Origin of the sequence: Microbacterium sp. KSW4-4 (genome assembly GCF_023091185.1) — a bacterium.
In the GTDB taxonomy this organism is placed as follows: Bacteria; Actinomycetota; Actinomycetes; order Actinomycetales; family Microbacteriaceae; genus Microbacterium; species Microbacterium paraoxydans.
On record NZ_JAHWXJ010000002.1, the window covers coordinates 562072 to 582590 of the forward strand.

Annotated in this window: 22 protein-coding genes; 10 read left to right on the top strand and 12 right to left on the bottom strand. The window is 70.8% G+C overall.

Annotated elements, in window-relative coordinates:
- Nucleotides 1–21 precede the first annotated feature (21 nt).
- Genes KZC57_RS12225 through KZC57_RS12255 form a run of 7 tightly spaced genes read left to right on the top strand, consistent with a single transcriptional unit; the run spans nt 22 to nt 9173 of the window.
- On the top strand, nt 22–1386 hold the full coding sequence (locus KZC57_RS12225) for a hypothetical protein (RefSeq protein WP_158698509.1): 1365 nt from the start codon (nt 22–24) through the stop codon (nt 1384–1386).
- Nucleotides 1383–2618 (top strand): FHA domain-containing protein, encoded by a 1236-nt coding sequence (locus KZC57_RS12230; protein ID WP_247641872.1) that lies wholly within the window; start codon nt 1383–1385, stop codon nt 2616–2618. Before KZC57_RS12225 ends, KZC57_RS12230 begins: the two co-directional genes overlap by 4 nt.
- Complete coding sequence (gene eccCa, locus KZC57_RS12235) at nt 2615–6589, top strand: type VII secretion protein EccCa (protein ID WP_247641873.1); 3975 nt, start codon at nt 2615–2617, stop codon at nt 6587–6589. Before KZC57_RS12230 ends, eccCa begins: the two co-directional genes overlap by 4 nt.
- A 19-nt stretch (nt 6590–6608) precedes the next feature.
- A complete protein-coding gene (locus KZC57_RS12240; RefSeq protein WP_060922239.1) occupies nt 6609–6911 on the top strand; it encodes an SAV_915 family protein in 303 nt (100 codons plus the stop codon).
- Nucleotides 6908–7204, top strand: coding sequence for a hypothetical protein (locus KZC57_RS12245; RefSeq protein WP_105949206.1), 297 nt, complete (start codon nt 6908–6910; stop codon nt 7202–7204). Before KZC57_RS12240 ends, KZC57_RS12245 begins: the two co-directional genes overlap by 4 nt.
- Nucleotides 7204–8415 carry a hypothetical protein gene (locus tag KZC57_RS12250; protein WP_186326286.1) on the top strand — a complete coding sequence of 404 codons (1212 nt, stop codon included), beginning with the start codon at nt 7204–7206 and terminating at the stop codon, nt 8413–8415. Before KZC57_RS12245 ends, KZC57_RS12250 begins: the two co-directional genes overlap by 1 nt.
- Nucleotides 8412–9173: a hypothetical protein gene (locus KZC57_RS12255; protein ID WP_060922241.1), complete on the top strand. Its 762-nt coding sequence runs from the start codon at nt 8412–8414 to the stop codon at nt 9171–9173. The genes KZC57_RS12250 and KZC57_RS12255 overlap by 4 nt, the downstream gene beginning before the upstream one ends.
- 62 nt (nt 9174–9235) lie before the next feature.
- Here KZC57_RS12255 and KZC57_RS12260 read toward each other — a convergent pair whose 3' ends face one another.
- The 6 genes from KZC57_RS12260 to KZC57_RS12285 all read right to left on the bottom strand — a co-directional run bounded on the left by KZC57_RS12260 (nt 9236) and on the right by KZC57_RS12285 (nt 13086).
- A complete protein-coding gene (locus KZC57_RS12260; RefSeq protein WP_144880599.1) occupies nt 9236–9589 on the bottom strand; it encodes a copper resistance protein NlpE in 354 nt (117 codons plus the stop codon).
- A 69-nt stretch (nt 9590–9658) separates the two neighbouring features.
- A complete protein-coding gene (locus KZC57_RS12265) occupies nt 9659–10069 on the bottom strand; it encodes a hypothetical protein (protein ID WP_060922243.1) in 411 nt (136 codons plus the stop codon).
- Entirely contained in the window at nt 10066–11175 is a 1110-nt protein-coding gene (locus tag KZC57_RS12270) for a WXG100 family type VII secretion target (RefSeq protein WP_247641874.1), read from the bottom strand. Before KZC57_RS12270 ends, KZC57_RS12265 begins: the two co-directional genes overlap by 4 nt.
- Nucleotides 11175–11435, bottom strand: a complete 261-nt coding sequence (locus KZC57_RS12275) for a hypothetical protein (protein WP_144880601.1) — start codon at nt 11433–11435, stop codon at nt 11175–11177. The genes KZC57_RS12270 and KZC57_RS12275 overlap by 1 nt, the downstream gene beginning before the upstream one ends.
- Nucleotides 11436–11566: 131 nt before the next feature.
- Nucleotides 11567–12043 (bottom strand): dehydrogenase, encoded by a 477-nt coding sequence (locus KZC57_RS12280; protein WP_060922246.1) that lies wholly within the window; start codon nt 12041–12043, stop codon nt 11567–11569.
- A 53-nt stretch (nt 12044–12096) separates the two neighbouring features.
- Nucleotides 12097–13086 (bottom strand): malate dehydrogenase, encoded by a 990-nt coding sequence (locus tag KZC57_RS12285; RefSeq protein WP_247641875.1) that lies wholly within the window; start codon nt 13084–13086, stop codon nt 12097–12099.
- 51 nt (nt 13087–13137) lie between these two features.
- Between KZC57_RS12285 and KZC57_RS12290 the strand changes: the two genes are divergently transcribed.
- Both KZC57_RS12290 and pip read left to right on the top strand, forming a co-directional pair.
- Complete coding sequence (locus KZC57_RS12290) at nt 13138–14019, top strand: neutral zinc metallopeptidase (protein WP_247641876.1); 882 nt, start codon at nt 13138–13140, stop codon at nt 14017–14019.
- A gap of 70 nt (nt 14020–14089) precedes the next feature.
- On the top strand, nt 14090–15061 hold the full coding sequence (gene pip / locus KZC57_RS12295; protein ID WP_247641877.1) for a prolyl aminopeptidase: 972 nt from the start codon (nt 14090–14092) through the stop codon (nt 15059–15061).
- 10 nt (nt 15062–15071) lie between these two features.
- Here pip and KZC57_RS12300 read toward each other — a convergent pair whose 3' ends face one another.
- From KZC57_RS12300 to KZC57_RS12320, 5 genes are all read right to left on the bottom strand, one after another.
- The gene (locus tag KZC57_RS12300; protein ID WP_247641878.1) at nt 15072–16835 is read right to left on the bottom strand and encodes an aldehyde dehydrogenase family protein; all 1764 of its coding nucleotides are present in this window, start codon (nt 16833–16835) and stop codon (nt 15072–15074) included.
- 67 nt (nt 16836–16902) lie between these two features.
- Entirely contained in the window at nt 16903–17166 is a 264-nt protein-coding gene (locus KZC57_RS12305) for a glutaredoxin domain-containing protein (protein WP_025104627.1), read from the bottom strand.
- 9 nt (nt 17167–17175) lie between these two features.
- Nucleotides 17176–18081, bottom strand: a complete 906-nt coding sequence (locus KZC57_RS12310) for an alpha/beta fold hydrolase (protein ID WP_217584088.1) — start codon at nt 18079–18081, stop codon at nt 17176–17178.
- Nucleotides 18078–19055 carry a cation transporter gene (locus tag KZC57_RS12315; RefSeq protein ID WP_060922251.1) on the bottom strand — a complete coding sequence of 326 codons (978 nt, stop codon included), beginning with the start codon at nt 19053–19055 and terminating at the stop codon, nt 18078–18080. Before KZC57_RS12315 ends, KZC57_RS12310 begins: the two co-directional genes overlap by 4 nt.
- Nucleotides 19052–19552 carry a hypothetical protein gene (locus tag KZC57_RS12320; RefSeq protein WP_247641879.1) on the bottom strand — a complete coding sequence of 167 codons (501 nt, stop codon included), beginning with the start codon at nt 19550–19552 and terminating at the stop codon, nt 19052–19054. Before KZC57_RS12320 ends, KZC57_RS12315 begins: the two co-directional genes overlap by 4 nt.
- A gap of 107 nt (nt 19553–19659) precedes the next feature.
- Here KZC57_RS12320 and KZC57_RS12325 point away from each other — a divergent pair, with 107 nt between their 5' ends.
- Entirely contained in the window at nt 19660–20052 is a 393-nt protein-coding gene (locus tag KZC57_RS12325; RefSeq protein WP_060922252.1) for an SIP domain-containing protein, read from the top strand.
- A gap of 8 nt (nt 20053–20060) precedes the next feature.
- Here KZC57_RS12325 and KZC57_RS12330 read toward each other — a convergent pair whose 3' ends face one another.
- Complete coding sequence (locus tag KZC57_RS12330) at nt 20061–20516, bottom strand: adenylyltransferase/cytidyltransferase family protein (protein WP_060922253.1); 456 nt, start codon at nt 20514–20516, stop codon at nt 20061–20063.
- Between the last annotated feature and the right edge of the window lie 3 nt (nt 20517–20519).

The following is a 20519-nucleotide window of genomic DNA, read 5'->3' on the forward strand; positions in this document are numbered from 1 at the left end:
CGCAGTGGATAGGGTGCAGGTGTGTCAGTCGAGATCGTAGAGCGGCGTCGGATCGTCCTCCAGAGCGAAGACCGCCGCATCGACCTCTCCCTGCCGCTCGACGAGACGCTGGAGGACGCCCTCACCCTGAGCGGGATCCCCGACGCAAACCGGTTCGTCACGATCGGACCCGGGGGATACGAGATCCCCGGCGACACCGAGTGCGAAGACCTCGTCGACGGCGGCCTCTATGCGCTCATCGACCGCACGGCTCTGGCTCCGCAGGCGCGCCCGGCAGAGAAGGCGACCGGCCCGACGCGCACCGACCACGGCGCACGGTGGTGGCTGCTGGCCGTGAGCGGGATGCTGCTCGTCGCGGTCTTCGCCCAGGGCGCCGTCGATCCTCTGATCCGGCTGCTCGTCGCCCTCCTCGTCGCCGCGGGTGCGGTCGGCGGCGCCGTCGCGTGGGCGCGACGCGACTCCGCGGCGGGAGTGCGCGGCATCCTCGGGGTGCTCGCGCCCGTGCTGCTGTCGTTCGCGGCCGGCGCTCTCCTCATCCCGGCCGGGCTGGAGGACGCGTCGCACCTGTCGACCGCCACCGGGTTCCTCGCGGCCGGCATCACCACCGCGATCATCGCCGTCACGGCCAGGGCCCGGCCGATGCGCGCCGCGGCGGGGACGGCGACGGTGCTGCTCGTGGGCCTGGCCGCCGTCTGGGGCCTCGCCCTGCTGCTGCGGTGGGGGGAGGCGGAGGCCGCCGCCCTCTCGCTCGGGCTCGTGCCGCTGGGCCTGCGCGCGCTCCCGAGCAGCCTCGTCAACCTCCCCGAGGGCTACTTCATCGACTACAAGCACTTCATGACCAGCCGGTGGACCGTGCGCGGAGCCATCCCCGAGTCGGTCGGGCTGCTGCATCCGGAGCGCATCACCGCGGTCGTCGACGATTCCTCCGCGCGGCTCATCGCGGGCACCGCCGTGCTGAGCATCGTGGCCGCGGTGATGGCTCCGGTCGCGTTCCTGCGGCCCTGGCCCGACGATGCGTTCGTGGTCTCCGGCGGGATCGCCCTGCTCTGCTGCCTCGCGCTCGCCCTGCTGCTCACGCCGCGGCACACCACCTCCCGCCTCCTCCGATGGTTCCCCCGCGCCGCGGCCGCCGTGGTCTGCCTCGTCGCCGGCATCCAGGTCGCGGCGGCCCTCGGGAGCGGCTTCCATTTGCTGGGAGCGGCCCTGCTGTTCCTCGTCGGGTTGGCGGCGGTCGCCGTCGTCATCCCGGTGTCCAAGGGCGCGAAGTCGCTGGTCTGGTCGCGGGTCGGAGACGCGTTCGAATGGCTCGCCGTCGCGCTCGCCCTGCCGTCGGCCCTGCTGTACGCGAATGCGCTCTCCCTGGTTCGTGGAATGATGGCCGGATGAGCGGGAACGGCCCATCACAGTCCTGGCCGAGCGGGGGTCCGATCCCGCCGATGGCGCCCGGCGGAGACCGTCCGGGGGAGATCCCTGCGCTGCCGCCCGCCCTGATCGCGGCGCCCCCCGGTGTCGACGGCACGCCGCTGCGCCAGACGCCCGCGCCGCCCACGCCGATCGCGTCGTCGCGACGTCCCGTCCCTCGGCCTGCCGAGGGACTCGGCCCCGCCTTCCGCGGAGCCCCCGCCGGCACCGTCCAGCGGATCGCGGCCTTCACCCTCGACGCGGCTGCCGTGTTCCTCGCCTCCGCCGTCGTCCTCGTGCTGACCCAGAGCGTGCTGCTCGCCGGCCTCACCGTCTTCGAACTCGCCCTGTTCCTCTGGGTGCTGGAAGCGCGCACCGGCCTCACCCTCGGCAACGCCGTGCTGCGCCTGCGCAGCGCGCGCGCCGACCGGCCGTGGTCGCCGGGGATCGGGCGCCAGTTCGTCCGCGGTATCGTCACCGGCGCCGGCTTCCTCGTGGCTGTCGGCAGCTGGGTCGTCGTCGCCTCCAGCGCCTGGGATCGCGGCGGCAGACGGCAGTCCTGGGCCGACCGCGTCGCCGGCACCGTCGTGGTCGCCGTGCCCGCGAAGGCGGCCGTCGAGGCTCCGCCGGCTCCCGCCCCGGGGGAGGCCGCTCCGCTCGCTCCGCCGCAGGTCGTGCCGCTGGTGGCGTCGCCGTCCGTCGTGGACGAGGACTCCCAGCCCACCGACGCCCGCGCCGCCTCCCGCCGTACCGAGACCCCGGAACCGGCAGCACCCGGATCGGATCGGCCGCTCTTCACGGTCGCCCCCGCCCCGGCGCCGCAGACGGGTGCCGAGGCCCCCGCCCCCGAGACCGGGGCGCTGCTGCTCATCTTCGACACCGGCCAGCGGGTGCAGCTCGCCCTCCCCGTGGCCGCGAACCTCGGGCGCGGCCCCGTCGCCAGCGCCCACGACGACCGCCTCATCGTCGTCACCGACCCCGATGCTTCGGTCTCGAAGACCCATCTGCGCATCGAGCACTCCCGCGGCCGCACGTGGGTGACTGACTTCGGTTCCACGAACGGCTCCGACGTCCGCAGCGACGACGGACAGACGACCGAGCTGGTCGCCGGCGAGCGCGTGCTCCTCGACGACGCCGACCGCGTCCGCATGGGCAACCGCAGCTTCACCATCAGCCTCCTGCTAGGTACAGACAGCAGCGCCGGAGAGAGAGCATGACAGGACCCCGTCTCGCCCCGCCCCGTGTCCCCTCCGGGAGGCTCCCGGTCCAGGCCCCGCCGGAGCTGCAGCCGAACGATGGCGGCATCGGGATCCTCGGGTCGCTGCTGCCCATGCTCGGCAGCGTCGGCGCGATCGTCATGGTCACCATGTCGAACCAGTCCGTCACGGGTCTGCTGACCGGCGGCATGTTCCTGCTGTCCTCGCTCGGCTTCGTCGCCGTCAACGGCTGGCGGCAGCGCTCTCAGCGGCAGGCGGCCACGCTCGGTGCCCGTCGCGAGTACCTGGCGTACCTGACCGAGCTGCGGCAGACCGTCCGCGTCGCCGCCCGGCAGCAGCGCCGCTCCGCGAACTGGCACCTGCCGGCGCCGTCGACCCTGCCGTACCTCGCGGAGGAGCGCACCCGCGTCTGGGAGCGCGGCGTCAACGACCCCGACTTCCTGTCGGTCCGCGTGGGCGTCACCGATCAGCCGCTGTGCGTCACGCTCGAAGCTCCGGAGCTCCCGCCGCTGGCGCAGCTCGACCCCGTCGCCGCCTCGGCCGCGCACCGCTTCATGCTGACGCACGAGGTCCAGAAGAACCTCCCGCTCGGCGTCACCCTCCGCGACTACGCCCGCATCGAGATCACCGGTGACGAGGACGAGACCCGGGCGCTGGCCAGGGCCATGCTGCTGCACGCGGCCACCATGCACGACCCCGACGTGCTGCAGATCGTCATCGCCGCGGACACCGGAGTGCTCCCGCAATGGGAGTGGGCGAAGTGGCTGCCGCACACGCACTCGCGCACCGTGCGGGACGGCCTCGGCGCCGCCCGGATGATCGGCTCGCAGCTGTCCGAGCTCGAGGACATGCTGCCGCCCGAGGTGCGCGAGCGCTCGCGCTTCGCCCGCGACGGCTCCGGACCGAAGACGCCGCACATCGTCATCGTCACGGACGGCGCCACGACGTCGTTCAACGACGCCCTCGTCACCGGCGACGGCGTCCAGGGTGTCACCGTGATCGACCTGCCCGCCCGGTGGGGCGACCTCGACGACCCGAACGCCCTGCGCATCGCGTTCGAGACCGGCGGTGCGAGCACACGCGCCGAGCTCGTCAGCCTGCAGGTGCCCGCACGCCCGTTCGAGGCCGACGCGATCACCATCGTCGAGGCCGAGGCGACCGCCCGCCGGCTCATCGCCCTGTACTCGGGCGGCACGGCGATCGCGAGCAAGAAGAGCGCGACCGGCCAGGCCGAGCTCGTCGAGCTCCTCGGTCTTCCCGATGTGCGCGACCTCGACCTCGACGCCGCCTGGGCACCGCGCCTGGAGCGCGACCGGCTACGCGTGCCGATCGGCCAGACCGAGGACGGCAGCCCGCTCATCCTCGACATCAAGGAGTCGGCACAGCAGGGTATGGGCCCGCACGGCCTCATCATCGGTGCCACAGGCTCGGGGAAGTCGGAGGTGCTCCGCACGCTCGTGCTCGCGCTCGCGATGACCCACTCGCCGGAGCAGCTCAACTTCGTGCTCGTCGACTTCAAGGGTGGCGCGACGTTCGCCGGCATGGCCGACATGCCGCACGTCTCGGCCATCATCACGAACCTCGGCGAGGAGATCTCCCTCGTCGACCGCATGCAGGACGCGCTCCAGGGCGAGATGGTGCGCCGACAGGAGCTGCTGCGGGCCACCGGTCCGTTCGCCAACGTGGCCGACTACGAGAAGGCGCGTCGCGGCGGCCGCACCGACCTGGCGCCGCTGCCGGCCCTGCTCATCGTCGCCGACGAGTTCTCCGAGCTCCTGTCGGCCAAGCCGGAGTTCGTCGACACGTTCGTCAACATCGGCCGGCTCGGCCGCTCGCTGCAGGTGCACCTGCTGCTGTCCTCCCAGCGGCTGGAGGAGGGCAAGCTGCGCGGCCTCGACACGCACCTCTCCTACCGCATCGGGCTTCGGACGTTCTCGGCGGCCGAGTCCCGCACGGTCCTCGGCGTGCCGGACGCCTATCACCTGCCCACGCAGCCGGGCGCCGGCATCCTGAAGTCCGACACCGAGACCATGACCCAGTTCCGCGCCGCGTACGTGTCCGGACCACCGCCGCGTCGTCGTCGTCGGGCCTCGTCCGGCTCCGGCCAGAGCACGGGTTCGACCGCGGTCGAGCTGTTCACCGCCGCGCCGGTGTGGCGGGCGGAGGCACCGGTGGACGAGCCGGAGGTCGTGGTCGACGCCGAGCCGGAGGAGAAGCGCAACACCTTCGAGATCGCGGTCGAGTCCATGAAGGGACGCGGCCCCGCGGCGCACCAGGTGTGGCTGCCGCCGCTGGTGACACCGGCCACCCTCGACCAGCTCTTCGGCGACCTCGTCGAGGACCCGTCGCTCGGTCTCGTCTCCCCGCGCTGGCGGAAGGCGGGAGCGCTCACGGTCCCGCTCGGCATCGTCGACGTGCCGCTGGAGCAGCGCCGCGAGAACCTCGCGGTCTCGCTCGGCGGCGCGGCCGGACACATGGCCATCGTCGGCGCGCCCCTGAGCGGTAAGAGCACGCTCGCGCGGACGACGGTCGCCGCCCTGGCGCTCACGCACACGCCGCAGGAGGTGCAGTTCTTCGTCATCGACTTCGGCGGCGGCAGCTTCACCGGCATGCAGGACTTCACGCACATCAGTGGCGTCGCGACGCGGTCCGAGCCGGACGTCGTCCGCCGCACGGTGGCTGAGGTCACCAGCCTGCTGAACGCCCGCGAGGTGTACTTCCGGCACCACGGCATCGACTCGATCGACGCCTACCGGCAGCGCCGCGGGCAGGGACTGGCCGACGACGGCTACGGCGACATCTTCCTCATCGTGGACGGATGGGGCACGCTGCGCGCCGAGTTCGAGATGCTCGAGCCGCAGATCCAGGCGATCGCGGCCCGCGGTCTCACCTACGGCGTCCACGTCGTGATCACGGCGGCGCGCTGGATGGAGATCCGGGCCAACATCAAAGACCTCATCGGCACCCGCATCGAGCTGCGTCTCGGCGACCCGACGGATTCCGAGGTCAACCGCAAGGCGGCGGAGAACGTCACGGCCATCCCCGGCCGCGGTCTCAACGACCGCGGTCTGCAGATGCTCACGGCGCTGCCGCGTGTCGACGGCGTGGACGACGCGTCGAGCCTGCCGAACGGGATCGACGACCTCGTGGCACGGGTCGCGGCGGCGTGGCACGGTCCGGCAGGGCCCAAGCTGCGGCTGCTGCCCTCGCGCATCAGCCATGCCGACCTGCGCGCCGTCGCGGCCGCGCAGTCGCCGGACGGCACGGAGCCCCGCGAACTCCTGCTGGGCATCGACGAGGCGAACCTCGCCCCGTTCTCGATCGATCCGGTCGCCGAGCCGCTGCTGTATCTGTACGGCGACGCGGACTCCGGCAAGTCGTCGATGCTCCGCGGCGTCGTGCACGAGATCACGCGCCTGTACGGGCCGACCGAGGCGAAGATCTTCGTCGTCGACTACCGTCGTGCCCTGCTCGGCGAGATCCCGCAGGAATACCTCGGCGCCTACCTCACGTCGCACGAGATGACCGAGGGCGGGATGAACGAGCTCGCCCAGTTCTTCCGGAGCCGCATCCCCGGACCCGACGTCACGCCCGACCAGCTCCGCAGCCGGTCGTGGTGGAAGGGTGCGGAGGGATTCGTCCTCATCGACGACTACGACCTCGTGGCGACCTCGCAGGGCAATCCGGTCGCGGTCCTCGCGCCGCTGCTCGCGCAGGCGGCCGACCTCGGCCTCCACGTGATCCTCACCCGCCGCACCGGCGGGGCGAGCCGCGCCGCGTACGATCCCATCATCCAGCGCATGACCGACCTGGGTGCGACCGGCATCCTGCTCTCGGGCAGCCCCGAGGAGGGCCAGCTCATCGGCAAGGTGAAGGCCGTTCCCGCGATTCCGGGCCGTGCGCAGATCGTCAGTCGCGATCGGGGCCTCGTCTCCGCGCAGCTGCTGTGGGTGCCGCCGAGCTACGAGTGACAACCGAGGAGAGACCGAGATGACCTTCGAACCGACGCCGGCCGCAGCGCCGATGGTCCCACCCGTGCTGTACCTGCCCCTAGGCGTGACGTCGACGCCCGAGGAGCAGCTCGTCGAGATCAGGGAGTTGAAGGACGGGCGGCGTGCACTGCTCGCCTACACCGCCCTCGACCGGCTGCTGGAGCTCGCCGGCGAGCGGCAGCCCTGGGTGCTGGTGCGCACCGAGGACCTCGGTCAGATCAAGGAGGCGCAGCCCTACGATGTCGTGATCTTCGACCTCGACGTGCCCGCGTCCTACCGCCGGAACGGAGCCATCGCATGAGCCGCATCTCGATGGACCCGGAGGTAATGGCCGTCCACGCGGACATGCACGAGGAGGCGGTCGAGCTCATCGAGACGAAGCTCTCCGGCATTCCGACGGCCGTCGACGGCGGACTCGCCTCCGACACGGTCGCCGCGATCATGCAGCGGGTGGGGGAGGGCGTCGACGCCCTCTACCGGATCAACGGCACCCTCGGAGAGATCGTCCGCGCCATCGCCGACGACGCGGAGACGAACGAGCAGGACGTGATCGACCAGCTCGACCCGGTCGCGGCCATCGTCGAGGACCTCTGATGACGATCGACACGACCACGTACGGCGACGCCGACCAGGTGCAGGCGGCCGCGGACTGGCTCGACCCCGACCTGAAGGACGCCGCAGACGTCTCCTCCAACGTCACGACCTTCATCCCGACCGGGGTGCGCGGGCACTGGTACGGCGAGTCGGCGGACGACTACGTCACGATCCTCTCGCGCACGACCGACGCCGCGAAGGAGATCAAGGACCTCGCCCGTGACGCCGCCGAGAAGCTCCGGTCGTACGCCGGGCAGCTGCGGCGCATGAAGGAGGACTTCGCGACGCACCGCGACAATGCGAGGGCGGCGGGGCTCCCGGTCAACGGCATGATCATCGGCCGGCCGGTGTCCCTGATCCCGGTGTGCCCCACCTCGCGGGACGACCCCTACTGGGACGAGTGGCAGGAACACCTCGACCGCATCGAGCTGTACAACGAGATCGCCGCCGACGTCGGCTCCTGGTGGGGCGAGCTCGAGGTCTGGATCAGCGAGAACCTCGACGGATTCCTCGGGACCATGCCGAGCCAGTCCACGGCGGACAAGATCCTGTCCGGTCTGCGGGAGGCGAGCGGCGAGGTCCCGAAGATCTACCTCGAGGGCCAGGGCCTGGCGTGGGCGGAGACGGCGGCCGAGCTCACCTCCCACGCGGAGGATCTGCGTCTCGGAGCATCGGACTTCGTTCGCGAGCTGCGCTCCGGCAATCCCGCCGTCAAGGCCGCTGCCGAGGCCGCCAACCCCACCGGCATGCGGTGGGCGGCGGACGAGGCCGAGGATATGGCCCGCGGACTCTCTCGCGCGAGTCGGGCGGTGCCGTTCATCGGCTGGGGCGTCGACGCCTGGAATCTGGGCTCGGCGATGTCGTCGGGCGACGACCCGTCGTCCACCGCGGTGGAGATCATCGGCGGTGCGGCGGGTGGCGCCGCTGCGGCTGCCGGTGTCGCCGCGCTCGCAGCGGCCGGTGTCGTCACGCTCCCCGTGTGGGGCACGGCGGTCGTCGTGGGCGGGGCCGCGGTGGCGGTCGGTGCCGGTGCGGTGTGGGCCTACGAGAACTGGGTCCCGCAGGACGTCCGGGAGTCGATCGACGCCGGCATGGCGGATGCGTGGGACGCCACGACGGACTTCGCGGAGGACGCCTGGGAGAACACGACCGACTTCGTGGGCGACGCGGGGCACAACATCGGCAAGGCGTGGAAGGGACTGTTCGGGTGACAGGGCAGCAGCAGTCGACGTCTCCGGAGACGATCTGGGTGCCAGGTCATCCGGGGTGGCAGGGGCAGCAGCGGGCGACCACGGCACTCACCGTGTTCGGCGTCGTGTTCGCCATCGTGGTCCTGCTGTTCAGCCTGATCCTGTTCGCCGATCCGGCTCCGGCGATGAAGGCTCTGGGGATCGGTGTGCTCGCGGCCGTCGCCGTGGGCGTCTGGCTGATGGTGGCGCACGCCCGCGTCTCCCGGGTCCGAGTCGTCCGGCCGGTCGTCGACGGTCCGGCGATCGCGTTCGGCGGGGCCGCGGGAATCGTCTGGCCGCTGCGCGCCCTCGCGCCCGTGGGGGCCCTGCTCCTCGCGGCGTGGGCATGGAGCATCTTCACGGTGCCCGCAGACCGACTGCCGCTCCTCACCCTGCTCCTCCTCCCGGTGGTCGCGCTGATCATGACGGTCGCCGGCATCCGGTCGTGGTTCCGGGCTCCCTCCGCCCATCGCCTGACGCTGCGCCCCGACGGGCTGCAACTCCGGATCCCGCGCAACAACGTGGCCGTGGCATGGGACGAGGTCGTCGGCGCCGGCCTGGAAGGCAACCGCGTGGTGCTGCGGACGGCGACCGCGCAGCCGTCCTCGTGGGCGGCGGCCGACCTCGCCAGCGACCCTGTGCTCCTGGCCGAGCTGGTCACCTTCTACGCGAACCGTCCCGACGCCCGTGCCGAGATCGGCGCGGGCACGCTGGCCCGTCTGCGGTCCGGGGAGTTCTAGCAAGACGTTTCCGTACACGCGAGGGTTCGACGGTGTGATCCTCAGGGATCGTCGCCAGGGCGTCAGCCCGTGAGGCGGAACTCGATGCTCGCCGTCAGCTCCGGATCCTCGAACCGGATCGAGCCGGAGGTGAAATCGACTTGTAAGTCTGCGGGGTCGACAGGGAAGCCGTCGTTCGTGGCCTCGTCGAACCGTAGAACAAGCGGGGGGTCGTCGGAGAAGGTTTCCCAGACACCGGAGCCGCGGAAGTTGTCTTGCGTGTCTCGGTACTGGAGGGGATTAAAGGAGGCGTCGCTCATCGTGAATGTGCCGTCGCGGTTGATCGTGAGGGTGCCGTTGTCGTCGCCAACCGCTTCCCACACGCCGACGGGAGAGGTGACATGTGGGGCGGGGGTGCAGCTGGCGAGACCGAGCATGGTGGCAAGGACGAGTACGGGCGACAATACGGCATTCGGAAATGAGCCTCGGAGGTGAGCCATGAGGTGTCAGTTCGCGAGACGGAATTCGATGTTCACGGTTTGTTCCGGGTCCTCGAACCGGATCGTGCCCGACGTGAAGTCGACTTGCAGTCCCGCGGGGTCAACGGCGAAGCCGTCGTTGGTGGCTTCGTCGAATCGTAGGACAAGCGGTGGGTCGTCAGAGAACGTCTGCCAGGTTCCTCGTCCGTGGAAATCGGCCGAATCAGTGCGCCAGATGGGGTCAAAGGAGGCATCGGTCATCGTGAATGTGCCGTCGCGGTTGATTGTGAGGGTGCCGTTGTCGTCGCCGACCGCTTCCCAGACGCCGATGGGAGAGGTGACGGCGGGGGCGGGGGCACAGCTGGCGAGGGTGAGTATCGTGAGAAGGGGAAGAGCAACCGCCGCGATTGCTGAGCGGGCGCGGAGGATGAAAGTCATGAGTACACCGTTTCGGTCCAGACGATGGTCTGATGCTGGGGCGCGAACTCTCCGTGACTAGCGTAGGCCGACGTCATGGCGGCCTCCACGAGGGGCACGTGCGCGCCACCCGTGCCGGGGATGCGCGTTGCGGAGTCGATGGTCGTGTCGTTGTTAATGATGTACGTGACTGCCACGCCTCCGTCTGGCTGGGACTCTCCGGCGTGCACCTCCAGCTCATATGAGCCGAGAAAGGACTCGGGCAGGTTTTGGCCTCCGAGTAGGGAGCTGGGAACCCCGCTCGTGAAGACGTTGAAACCGTCCTGAACGAGAACCCAGGGGTTGTCGCTGATGACCCGATCGTAATAAAGGGGTATCCCACCCTCGACTAATCTCCCACTGCGGAGCGCATCAACCACCTCGGTGCGGGCACCGTTGATGTGGTCGCTGTGCATCAGGGTTGCAACAAACGGATCGTCTGGGCCGAGGACGACCCCGCTCGCACCGTCACGGCCACTGAGGAAGTCACTGAGCAGATCCCCTACACGTCCGTTGGCGAGCTCCCGCGGGCTTTTGCCAGACGGGCTGGCGGTGCAGTCGAGAGCTCCCCAGGCTTCCGACGCGGTTCTGGCAAGCAGGGCGGCGAGGACCTGGTCCGCCTTCTCACGGGCATCGGCGAGGCGGGCGAGTTCGTCGGCTGCATCCTGCGCATCGATCGTCGCCTGCTGCTCGGCATCGAACCGCCGCGCGAGTCCCTCGGGGTCTGTGCCGAAGAGGGTCTCGCTGTGGACACCGTTGAGGATGTGCTCGGCAGCTTCGAGTCGGTGCTTCAGAGGTGCGGCTCGGCGAGCGATCTCGGCCACCGTATCAGCGTAGGCGAGGATCCCTTTGCCGGCGATCCGCATCGCCTCCTCGGAGGCCTCCAGACGGTCGTGGAACTCGAGGATGCGGGCGCGGAACGCGTCGGCGCTCTCCCCGGCCCAGATGTCGTCGAGGTCGCGGAGAATGGCGGACACGGCCGATCTCGCGTCCGCGAGGCCCGACGCCTGCGAGTCCGTCCACTGCTTCGCCCTGTCGCACGCGGTCAGGTCGCCGGCGCCAGGGTCGAACCTCGTCCAGTTCGGCACTACCGGACTTCCAGCGCCTCGATGAAGGCCGTCACGGCATCGACGTGCGCCTGCTCCGTGGCGAGAAAATCCTGCGCCGTGTCGTCCACTCCGCTCGCCAGGCCTCGACTGGAGAGCATGAGGACACCATGCGCTTCGAACCACGTAGACACGAACATCTCCGCACCGGACGAGACCAGGTCGCTGAGCGCTTCCGTGAGGTCGAATCCGCCATCGAGACGTGCTTTGCCGTGAGAGATGTCATGGAGCGAGCGCGCCACTCCGCGCATGCCTCTGACGTCGATGTGAAGACCGTTGCGCACTGTTTCCCCCGGAGACCCCCGCCCCGGATCCAGGCTAACGAGGAGAGAGGACGACGGTGAAGAGAACGGGGACGCTGTATACCGGTGGCTCAGCGGGCGACGGCGGCGTCGGCGAGATGACGCGCCTCGTGGCCGAGGACCTTCACGATGATCCCGTGGCGCCGGAGTTCAGCAACGGTGCGCGCGCCCTCTTCGGCGTCGAGCCCCAGGGCCCGGATGTTCGCCACCACGACCACGTCTCCGGTCCGGAGCGTCGAGATGAGCCGCGCGAGGCGGTCGTTCCAGCTCTCCAGGATGTCCGGCGCCGGGTGACGGAAGCCCTCGATGGGCACGCCGAAGCGGGTGAGGTCGGCGCGCTGCTCGACGACCGACGGCATGCCCTCGCGGGCGACGACGAGGCCGACCAGACGGGAGCCCGCGGGACGCGCGGTCCAGAAGTTGCGGTTCTGCTGCAGCTCCGTGAAGCACTTCGGGCACTTCGCTGCGTCGTGCGGGAGGTGGAGCGGGCTCGTCAGCGCATCGTCGAGAGACGGCGTCGTTCCCGCCGGGTCAATCGTGTCGCTCATCCCGCACCTCCGCCCTCTATTCTGCCCTGCCCAGGTGTCCCGCGGCGACCGGATCAGAGCAGTCCGAGGGCTCGGACCGCGTCCCGCTCCTCCACGAGCTCCGCGACCGAGGCGTCGATGCGCGCGCGGGCCCAGTCGTTGATCTCCAGGCCCTCCACGATGTGCCACTCGCCGTCGACGGACTGCACGGGGAACGACGAGACGAGGCCCTCCGGGACACCGTACTCCCCGCGCGAGACGACGGCGGCGGATGTCCAGTCCTCGGTCCCGCGGACCCAGTCGCGCACATGGTCGATCGTCGCGCTCGCCGCGGAGGCGACGGAGGACGACCCGCGGACCTCGATGATCTCCGCGCCGCGCTTGGCCACGCGGGGGATGAACGTCTGATCCAGCCACGCCGGGACGTCGCCGACGATCTGTTCCAGCGCGTCCTGCACGGGCTTCCCGCCGACGGTCGCGTGCGACACGTCGGGGAACTGCGTGGCCGAGTGGTTGCCCCAGATGGGCACCCGCCGCACCGTGTGCACGGGGGCGCCGAGCGTCTGGGCGAGCTGAGCCCGTGCGCGGTTCTCGTCCAGCCGCGTGAGGGCGGTGAAGCGGTCGGCGGGCACGCCGTCGGCCGCCGCCGAGGCGATCAGGGCGTTCGTGTTGGCGGGGTTGCCCACCACGGTCACGCGGACGCCGGGGGCGGCGTTCGCGGCGATGGCGGCGCCCTGCGGCCCGAAGATACCGCCGTTCGCGGCCAGCAGGTCGCCGCGCTCCATGCCGGGACCGCGGGGGCGGGCGCCCACGAGCAGGGCGAGGTCGCAGCCGTCGAAGCCGACCGCGGCGTCATCGGTCACCTCCACGTGCTCGAGCAGGTCGAATGCGCCGTCCTGGAGCTCCAGCGCCGCGCCCTCCGCTGCGCCGAGCCCCTGCGGGATCTCCAGCAGCCGCAGCCGCACCTTCTCATCCGGACCGAGCATGTCGCCGGCGGCGATGCGGAAGAGGAGCGCGTAGCCGATCTGTCCGCCCGCGCCGGTGATGGTGATCGTGGTGGCCATGTCACGAGCCTACGTCCGTCGCGGTGTCGGCGCGCGGAGTACCCTCGACGCATGACGTTCAATCCCGACGCCGACCTCTCCCGCAACACCACGCGCCGCCGCGGACGCACGGCGGCGATCGCGGGCGGCTCCGGCGTGGGCGTGCTCGCCCTCCTCGCCCTCATCGCCGGCCCCCTGCTGGGCATCGACCTGAGCGGACTCGTCGGCGGCGCGCCCGGGGGCGGGAGCGAGCCCGCCGGCGGTTCGGCCATCGAGAACTGCGACAGCGGCTCCGACGCGAACGCGAACGTCGACTGCCGGATGGCGGGGGCGCAGGTCGCGCTCGACGCCTTCTGGGAGGACAACGTGGAGCGGTACCGGCCTCCGCAGCTCATCGTCGTCGACGGAGCCACTTCCACGCAGTGCGGTACCGCCTCCAACGCGGTCGGCCCGTTCTACTGCCCGCCGGAGGAGACCGTCTACATCGACCCCACGTTCTTCCAGCTCATGCAGCAGCAGTTCGGGGCCTCGGCCGGGAACCTCGCGCAGCTCTACATCGTCGGGCACGAGTGGGGGCACCACATCCAGAACCTCCTCGGGGCGATGGAGGAGTACCCGAACAACGGGACGGGCCCCGGCAGCAACGGCGTGCGCATGGAGCTGCAGGCCGACTGCTATGCCGGCGGCTGGCTCGGCCGCGCGACCGAGCAGACCGACGCCGACGGCGATCCGTACCTCGAGAAGCCGACGGAGGAGCAGATCCGCGACGCCCTGAACGCGGCGTCGACCGTTGGCGACGATCACATCCAGGAGCAGTCCGGGCAGGTGAACCCGGAGACCTGGACCCACGGCTCCAGCGAGCAGCGTCAGCGCTGGTTCGCGGAGGGATACCAGAACGGGCTCGATGCGTGCGGGCAGGTGTTCACCCTCCCCGCCGATCAGCTCGACCCGTAGGCCCGGTGGTCCCGCCGGTATCAGATAACGTGGACTCGGCAGGACCGCACGACCGGTTGGGGGACCGAACATGACGAACACCGAGGGGCTCTATCCGCCCATCGAGCCGCACGAGACCGGAGTGCTGCTCGTCGGCGACGGGCATCGCGTGGCCTGGGAGATCAGCGGCAACCCCGAGGGTAAACCCGTCGTGTTCCTCCATGGCGGCCCCGGCAGCGGCACCTCGCCGTGGCAGCGCCAGTTCTTCGACCCCGACGTCTACCGGATCGTCCTCCTCGATCAGCGCGGATGCGGTCGGAGCACGCCGTCCGCCGCGGAGCCGGAGGCCGATCTCCGGCACATCGCCACCGCGCACCTCATCGCCGACCTCGAGCTGCTGCGCAAGAATCTCGGCATCGAGGCGTGGCAGGTGTTCGGCGGATCCTGGGGCAGCGCCCTCGCGCTCGCCTACGCCCAGGCCCACCCCGACGTGGTCTCCGAGCTGATCCTGCGCGGGATCTTCACGCTCCGTCGCGCCGAGCTCGAGTGGTTCTACGAGGGCGGGGCGGCGGCGCTCTTCCCGGACCTGTGGGAGGACTTCATCGCGCCGATCCCGGTCCTGGAGCGCTCCCGGATGATCGAGGCGTACCACCGGCGGCTGTTCGACCCGGACCCGGCGGTCCATGAACCGGCGGCCCTCGCGTGGGCGGCGTGGGAGGCGGCGACCGTCACGCTGCGCCCCGACCCGGAGCAGATCGCGGCGATGGCCGATCCCCGCCGGGCCGTCGCTTTCGCACGCATCGAGAACCACTTCTTCGTGCACCGCGGCTGGTGGGCTGAGGGGCAGTTGCTCGCGGGGATCGACGCCATCCGGCACATCCCGACGGTGATCGTGCAGGGCCGCCATGACGTGGTCACGCCGATGATGACGGCGTGGGACCTGCACCGTGCCTGGCCGGAAGCCGACTTCCAGGTGATCGACGACGCGGGGCACTCCGCCGCTGAACCCGGCATCCGTGCGGCTCTCCGCGCCGCGACCGATCGGTTCCGCCTCGAGGGCTGACGCGTTCCCGTCAGGCGCGGAGCGCGCGCAGCAGTGTCTTCACGAGGCCGACGGTGCCGCCGTCCGCGCGATGACGGGTGAGGCCCTCGCTCACGGCGGCGCCGGTGTGGGAGGAGGCGAACCACGGCGGCTTCGGGAGGATCGTCATCCTCCCGCCGCCGTTCGCGACGGGAAGCGAGCGCGGGAACGGCCGGAAGGGGCCGCGCAGCACGGAGCGCTCCACCCGATCCAGGAGCAGGGCGTTGTGGACGACGCCGATGCCGCTGCCGACGTCATCGATCGTGCCGCCGGGGAACGCGCCCCACGTGAGCGTCGGCGTGATGAACCCGAAGGCGGTCCAGCCGTTGATCGCGATCGAGCCGTAGTGCAGGGCGGTGAGAGCGCGCTCGAACCCGCTGCCGAGCGCCTTCTCGGTCGCCGGGTCGATGAGCAGGTTGGCGCCGAGTGTGCCCTGCAGCTTCTCATTCGCGTGGGTGACCGCGGCGTCGAGGAACTCCTGGCCCGTGCCGGGCAGGCTCACCACGCCGAGGACCGGCGCGAAGTACTCGGTGTTCTCCAGGGCTGAGGGGTCGTCGTCGGCATCGACCTCGACGAGGAGCCGGTCGCCGAGCACGAGGGCGTCCGGGTAGTCGTCCGCGGCGGTCTGCATGCGGGAGGGGGCACCGGGATACCAGATGGGGCGCTCCGGAGCGGTGGCGTAGGCGCGGCGCAGTTCGGCGCGGAAGGCGTCGGCCTGGTCCCAGTCCGCGGAGAGGATGACGACCTGCCCCGCGATGCAGTTGTGGCCGCTGTTCTGCAGGCGCATGGTCGCGATGTGCTCGGCCTGATACGTGAGGTCGGCGGCCGTCCACTTCCCCGGAACGACGATGATGGGGGAGACTCCGCCGAGCTCCGCGGTGATGGGCTTCTTCAGCAGCGGCCGGTTCTCGCGGCGGCGGCGCTTCGTCGCGGAGGCCCCCTCGCCGGTCGACGGTCCCCAGACGATGGTGTCGAAGGTCGCCGCCGAGCCGGTGATGTGCACGTGGGCGAGGCCGGGGTGCTGGGTGAGGTAGGCGCCGGCGGCCGGGCCCCCGCGCACGATCCGCAGCAGTCCCGGCTCGATGAGCGGGGCGAGCGCGCGCTTGTAGACGGGGACCAGCGCATCCTGCGTGGGGTTCACCTTCAGCAGGACGGTGCGGTTGTGGGCGAGCAGTTCGTACAGCACGTCCAGCACGGGGATGGAGGTCACGTTCCCGGCGCCGAGCACGAGTCCGACGCCCCCGGACACCGTCGGCGTGCGCTGTGCCAGACCGGCGGTTGCGCGGGCGGTGTTCGGCGTGGTCCCCGGTTCGAGCCAGACCTCGCCGGTGAAGCCGGACAGCAGGAACCGGTCGATGCCGGTGAGGGGGAAGGCATGCACGCGCGCACGGCCGCCTGGTGCGCGGTCGACCCGGATGCCGTCGAGCGGATTCGCGCCGTTCGCGATGCGGGTGAGCGTGGCGATCGAGGCGTCGAGTGCTCCGAGGACGCTGTACGGGCCGCTCAGCCACTCCTCGCCGCGGAGCGGATGCCGCGCGTCCAGGCCCTTGGAGGCGGCGGCGATCGTCGCCCAGTCCTCCGCGGTCGCGGCGACGCTCGTGCGGACCTGCCGGAGCAGCGTCGCGCGCTGCGCCACGGTGAGCGCGGTCCACACCGCGGTCCCCGTCTGCAGATCGGCGACGGCGGCGTCGAGCCGTTCCTTCTCGCCCTCGCCGAGGGCGGGGGTGGCGGGCGCGGTCGTGGGCGCAGAAGTCATCGGCGTCTCCTTCGAACGGGCTTTCAGCTTAGGCGTCCGCGCGGAGATCCGCCGAGTGCGAGGACAATCAGATGATCGAGAGCTCGCGCAGCTTCGACTCCACGTCGGCGTTCGACGGCTCGACGTGGTGCGAGGCGTCGGGGTAGACCACGACGGGGATGTTCGTGCGGCCCGAGATGTCCTTCGCGATGTCCGCGGCGGCGGGGTCGGCGACCAGGTCGACATACGTGTACGCGACGCCGAGCTCGTCGAGCTGCTTCTTCGTGCGGATGCAGTCGCGGCACCAGTCGGCGCCGAACATCGTGATGGTGTCGGAGGCGGGGTTGGTCATGCCTCCAGCCTACGTCTGCGAGGGACGGGTGGCTCCGAAGAAGCCCGTGAGGGCGGCGGCGAGGGCCTCCGGCGCCTCCTCCGCCATGTGATGCCCGCTGTCGATGCCGTGGCCGCGCACATCGTCGGCCCAGTCCCGCCAGATGCGGAGGGGGTCGCCGTAGAGCTCTTCGAGATCGTCGCGTCGGGACCACAGCACGAGCGTCGGCATTTGGAGCCGACGCCCGGCGGCGCGATCCGCCTCCTCGTGCGCGCGATCGATCGTGAGGCCGGCGCGGTAGTCCTCGAGCATCGCCCGGACGACCGACGGCTGGCGCACCGCGCGCAGGAACTCGGCATGGTTGGCCGCGCCCATCGTCGCCGGGTCGGCCTTGGGGGTGTACCAGGCCTCGGGGTCCGCGCCGATGACGCGCTCCGGGACGTCCGGCTGGGCGAAGAAGAACCAGTGCCACCAGTGCGCGGCGAAGGTCGCGTCGCAGCGACGGAGGTGCTCCGAGATCGGCAGGCAGTCCAGCAGGGCGACCTGTTCGACGGCCTCCGGGTGATCGAGGGCGAGTCGGAGCGCGACGTAGCTGCCGCGGTCATGCCCGACCAGGCGGAAGCGCTCATGGCCGAGTCGCTCGGCGACGGTGCGGATGTCTCGGGCGACGGCGCGTTTGGAATGGGCGGAATGATCGGCGGTGGGCGCCGGGCCGCGGGAGCGTCCGTAGCCCCGCAGATCGGGGCAGATCACCGTGAAGCCGCGGTCGACGAGAAGCGGGGCCACCCGATGCCAGGTCGCCGAGGTGCGGGGGTGGCCGTGCAGCAGCACCATGGGCGGCCCCGAGCCGCCGTGGCGCACGAGGATGTCCGCCTCGGCGGTCGGGATCCGCGTGGTCGTGAAGCCGGGGAACAGTGCCGCGTCGGAGCTGCTCATCGACCGGGGTCCGCTTCGTCCGGCAGCTTCTCGACCGGGACGATCACCACGTCCTGCACCTTCCAGTCCAGGTCGGCGATCCCCTCGGACGCGGCGGTCAGGTCGGCCGTACGGACGCCACGATGATGCGGCACCACGAACGCCTCGATGTGGAACACCTGGCCCTGATCCCGCATGCGCACGGCAGCCTGATCCACCCAGGGGCGGCTGCGCAGGTACGAGACGACATCGCGGGCCAGCGGATGCGGCTCCGCGCTGTCGAAGGTGCGGGCCCGCTGGTCCATGAGGTCGACGATCGCCGTCTTCGTGTTGCGGAAGCCGTCCCAGATGATGCCGAGCGAGATGAAGAGCGCCGCGGCACCGTCGAGCCACCAGACGCCGGCGCCCACGCCCAGCACGCCGACGATGGAGGCGACCGTCGTCTGCCAGTCCGCCTTCGCCATGTCGGCGTCGGCGTAGAGCAGCTTGTTGTGCAGGACGGGGGCGAGCTTGGCCTTGGCCGGACCGTAGAAGAACACCGGCCCGACGATCACGACGGCCATGACGGCGACCATCAGCCAGCCGAGCCAGATCGTCTGGCCGAAAACCTGCACGGTGCCGATGGTCGGATGCTCCCCGCGGATGAGCCCGGCCACGGCCTCGGCGGCGAGGTTCAGGCCGACCGCGAGGAGCGCGACACCGGCGACGAGGTGGCCGACGCCCATCGCCCGGTGCAGGCCGTAGGGGTGCTTCCGGGTCGGGCGTCGCCGCACGAACAGGAGCGCGAGGAGGAAGGCGAACTGCGGGATGAGCGACAGCATGTCCTCGATCCACGCCGTGCGCATCGCCTGGGACTCGCCCACGACGAGGGCGATCACGGTGATCGTGATCGAGGTGTAGACGATCGTGAAGATCTCCCAGCGCACGGCCTTGCGCGTGGCCCGCTGCTGTTCGTCGGGGAGCTCGGTGCGCCCGAACTGCTTCGTCCCGGTCATCGAGCGACCTCCTCGTCGAGAGAGGCCTCGAGGGCCGAGAGGAAGGCATTCTCTCCGAGGGGGACGAGCATGACGAGTTCCCGATCGCCCGCGCCCTCGATCCCCGGATAGCCGCGGGTCACGCCGGCCTTGTCGATCCACGGGGTGTCCGGCGTCAGTCCGCCGGCCACGAGGTCGAGGTCGGCCGTCTCCAGCATGCCCACCAGGCTCTCCTCGGTCGCGACCGTCCAGGTGACGTCCGCGTCGATGCTCGCGGCGAAGTCGTCGACGAGATCCACGACCGGCCCGCGCGGCTCGCCGCGGTCGATCTCGACGAGGCCGGGCTCGGGCGAGGTGCCGACCCGCAGCTCTCCGCCCGTGACCCGGTCCAGGGTGCCGTCCGGGTCCGCGGGGACCGTCATCCCGCATCCGCCGAGGGCTGTGGCCACGAGGAGGCCGGCCAGGGCGCCGATCAGGCGTCGTCCGGCGGATGTCCGTCGAATCCTGTCACTGCTCACGGGCTCAGGGTGGCGTACAGCTGCGACGCGGGCAACGGCGTTGACGGTGCTATGGAAGAGGACTAGCCACCCTTGAAGGTAAGGATAGCCTTACCTATAGTGGATGCATGAGCAGCGCGTGTGAGCACCTGGAGGATCCGGACTGGGAAGCGATGGAAGGAGCGGTGCTCATCGCCGGGGATGCGGCCGACGTCGGAGCCATCGCTCGCGTCGCGTCCCGGCTCCCGTGGGATGCGCAGGGCGTCATCCTCATCGAGGCCGCCGCCCGCATCCAATTCCGCCACATCGACGTGCCGCAGGGGGTGTCGGTCCGCTGGCTGGTTCGCGCGGAGGGCGCGCACGCTCACACGCGGGGCGAGCGGTTGGCGAACGCCGTCTATGCGTGGTGCCTGGAGTGGACGTGCAGCGAGCCCCCGGAGCACTGGACGGTGTGGCTCGGCCCGCACACTCCGCCGCACGTGGCGCGGATGGCGCGCAGCCTCCTCGGCGTCGCGAACTGAGTCCCGGCTCAGCGCGTCGCGCCGACGGCGGATGCCGTGGCGTTGGCGGTGATCGCGTCGAGCGCGCGGCGGAGCGCCGAGCTCGACGTGTGCGCGGTGTACGGGAAGTAGACGACCTCGACACCCACCTCCGCGAACTCGCTCTCCAGCCGCAGGCCCTTCTCGGTGCCGCGCCAGTCGTCGCCCTTGAAGAAGTGCGTGAAGCGCACGTCGCGCCACGAGTCCATCTTCGACGGCGTCGTCTCGACGTACACGTCGTCGACGAAGGAGATGTGCCGGACGATCTCGGCACGCTCGGCGGTCGGGATGACCGGCTCGATCCCCTTGACCTGACGCAGCATCTCGTCGCTCACGACACCGGCGATCAGGATGTCGCAGTGCTGTTTGGCGTGTCGCAGCAGATTGAGGTGCCCGACGTGAAACAGGTCGAAAGCTCCGACGGCATAGCCGATACGCGTCCCCATGAT

Coding starts and splice junctions, on each gene's coding strand:
- KZC57_RS12230 (WP_247641872.1), top strand. CDS start 1,383: ATGAGCGGGAACGGCCCATCACAGTCCTGGCCGAGCGGGGGTCCGATC.
- eccCa (WP_247641873.1), top strand. CDS start 2,615: ATGACAGGACCCCGTCTCGCCCCGCCCCGTGTCCCCTCCGGGAGGCTC.
- KZC57_RS12240 (WP_060922239.1), top strand. CDS start 6,609: ATGACCTTCGAACCGACGCCGGCCGCAGCGCCGATGGTCCCACCCGTG.
- KZC57_RS12245 (WP_105949206.1), top strand. CDS start 6,908: ATGAGCCGCATCTCGATGGACCCGGAGGTAATGGCCGTCCACGCGGAC.
- KZC57_RS12250 (WP_186326286.1), top strand. CDS start 7,204: ATGACGATCGACACGACCACGTACGGCGACGCCGACCAGGTGCAGGCG.
- KZC57_RS12260 (WP_144880599.1), bottom strand. CDS start 9,589: ATGCTCGGTCTCGCCAGCTGCACCCCCGCCCCACATGTCACCTCTCCC.
- KZC57_RS12265 (WP_060922243.1), bottom strand. CDS start 10,069: ATGACTTTCATCCTCCGCGCCCGCTCAGCAATCGCGGCGGTTGCTCTT.
- KZC57_RS12280 (WP_060922246.1), bottom strand. CDS start 12,043: ATGAGCGACACGATTGACCCGGCGGGAACGACGCCGTCTCTCGACGAT.
- KZC57_RS12285 (WP_247641875.1), bottom strand. CDS start 13,086: ATGGCCACCACGATCACCATCACCGGCGCGGGCGGACAGATCGGCTAC.
- KZC57_RS12290 (WP_247641876.1), top strand. CDS start 13,138: ATGACGTTCAATCCCGACGCCGACCTCTCCCGCAACACCACGCGCCGC.
- pip (WP_247641877.1), top strand. CDS start 14,090: ATGACGAACACCGAGGGGCTCTATCCGCCCATCGAGCCGCACGAGACC.
- KZC57_RS12300 (WP_247641878.1), bottom strand. CDS start 16,835: ATGACTTCTGCGCCCACGACCGCGCCCGCCACCCCCGCCCTCGGCGAG.
- KZC57_RS12305 (WP_025104627.1), bottom strand. CDS start 17,166: ATGACCAACCCCGCCTCCGACACCATCACGATGTTCGGCGCCGACTGG.
- KZC57_RS12310 (WP_217584088.1), bottom strand. CDS start 18,081: ATGAGCAGCTCCGACGCGGCACTGTTCCCCGGCTTCACGACCACGCGG.
- KZC57_RS12315 (WP_060922251.1), bottom strand. CDS start 19,055: ATGACCGGGACGAAGCAGTTCGGGCGCACCGAGCTCCCCGACGAACAG.
- KZC57_RS12325 (WP_060922252.1), top strand. CDS start 19,660: ATGAGCAGCGCGTGTGAGCACCTGGAGGATCCGGACTGGGAAGCGATG.
- KZC57_RS12330 (WP_060922253.1), bottom strand. CDS start 20,516: ATGGGGACGCGTATCGGCTATGCCGTCGGAGCTTTCGACCTGTTTCAC.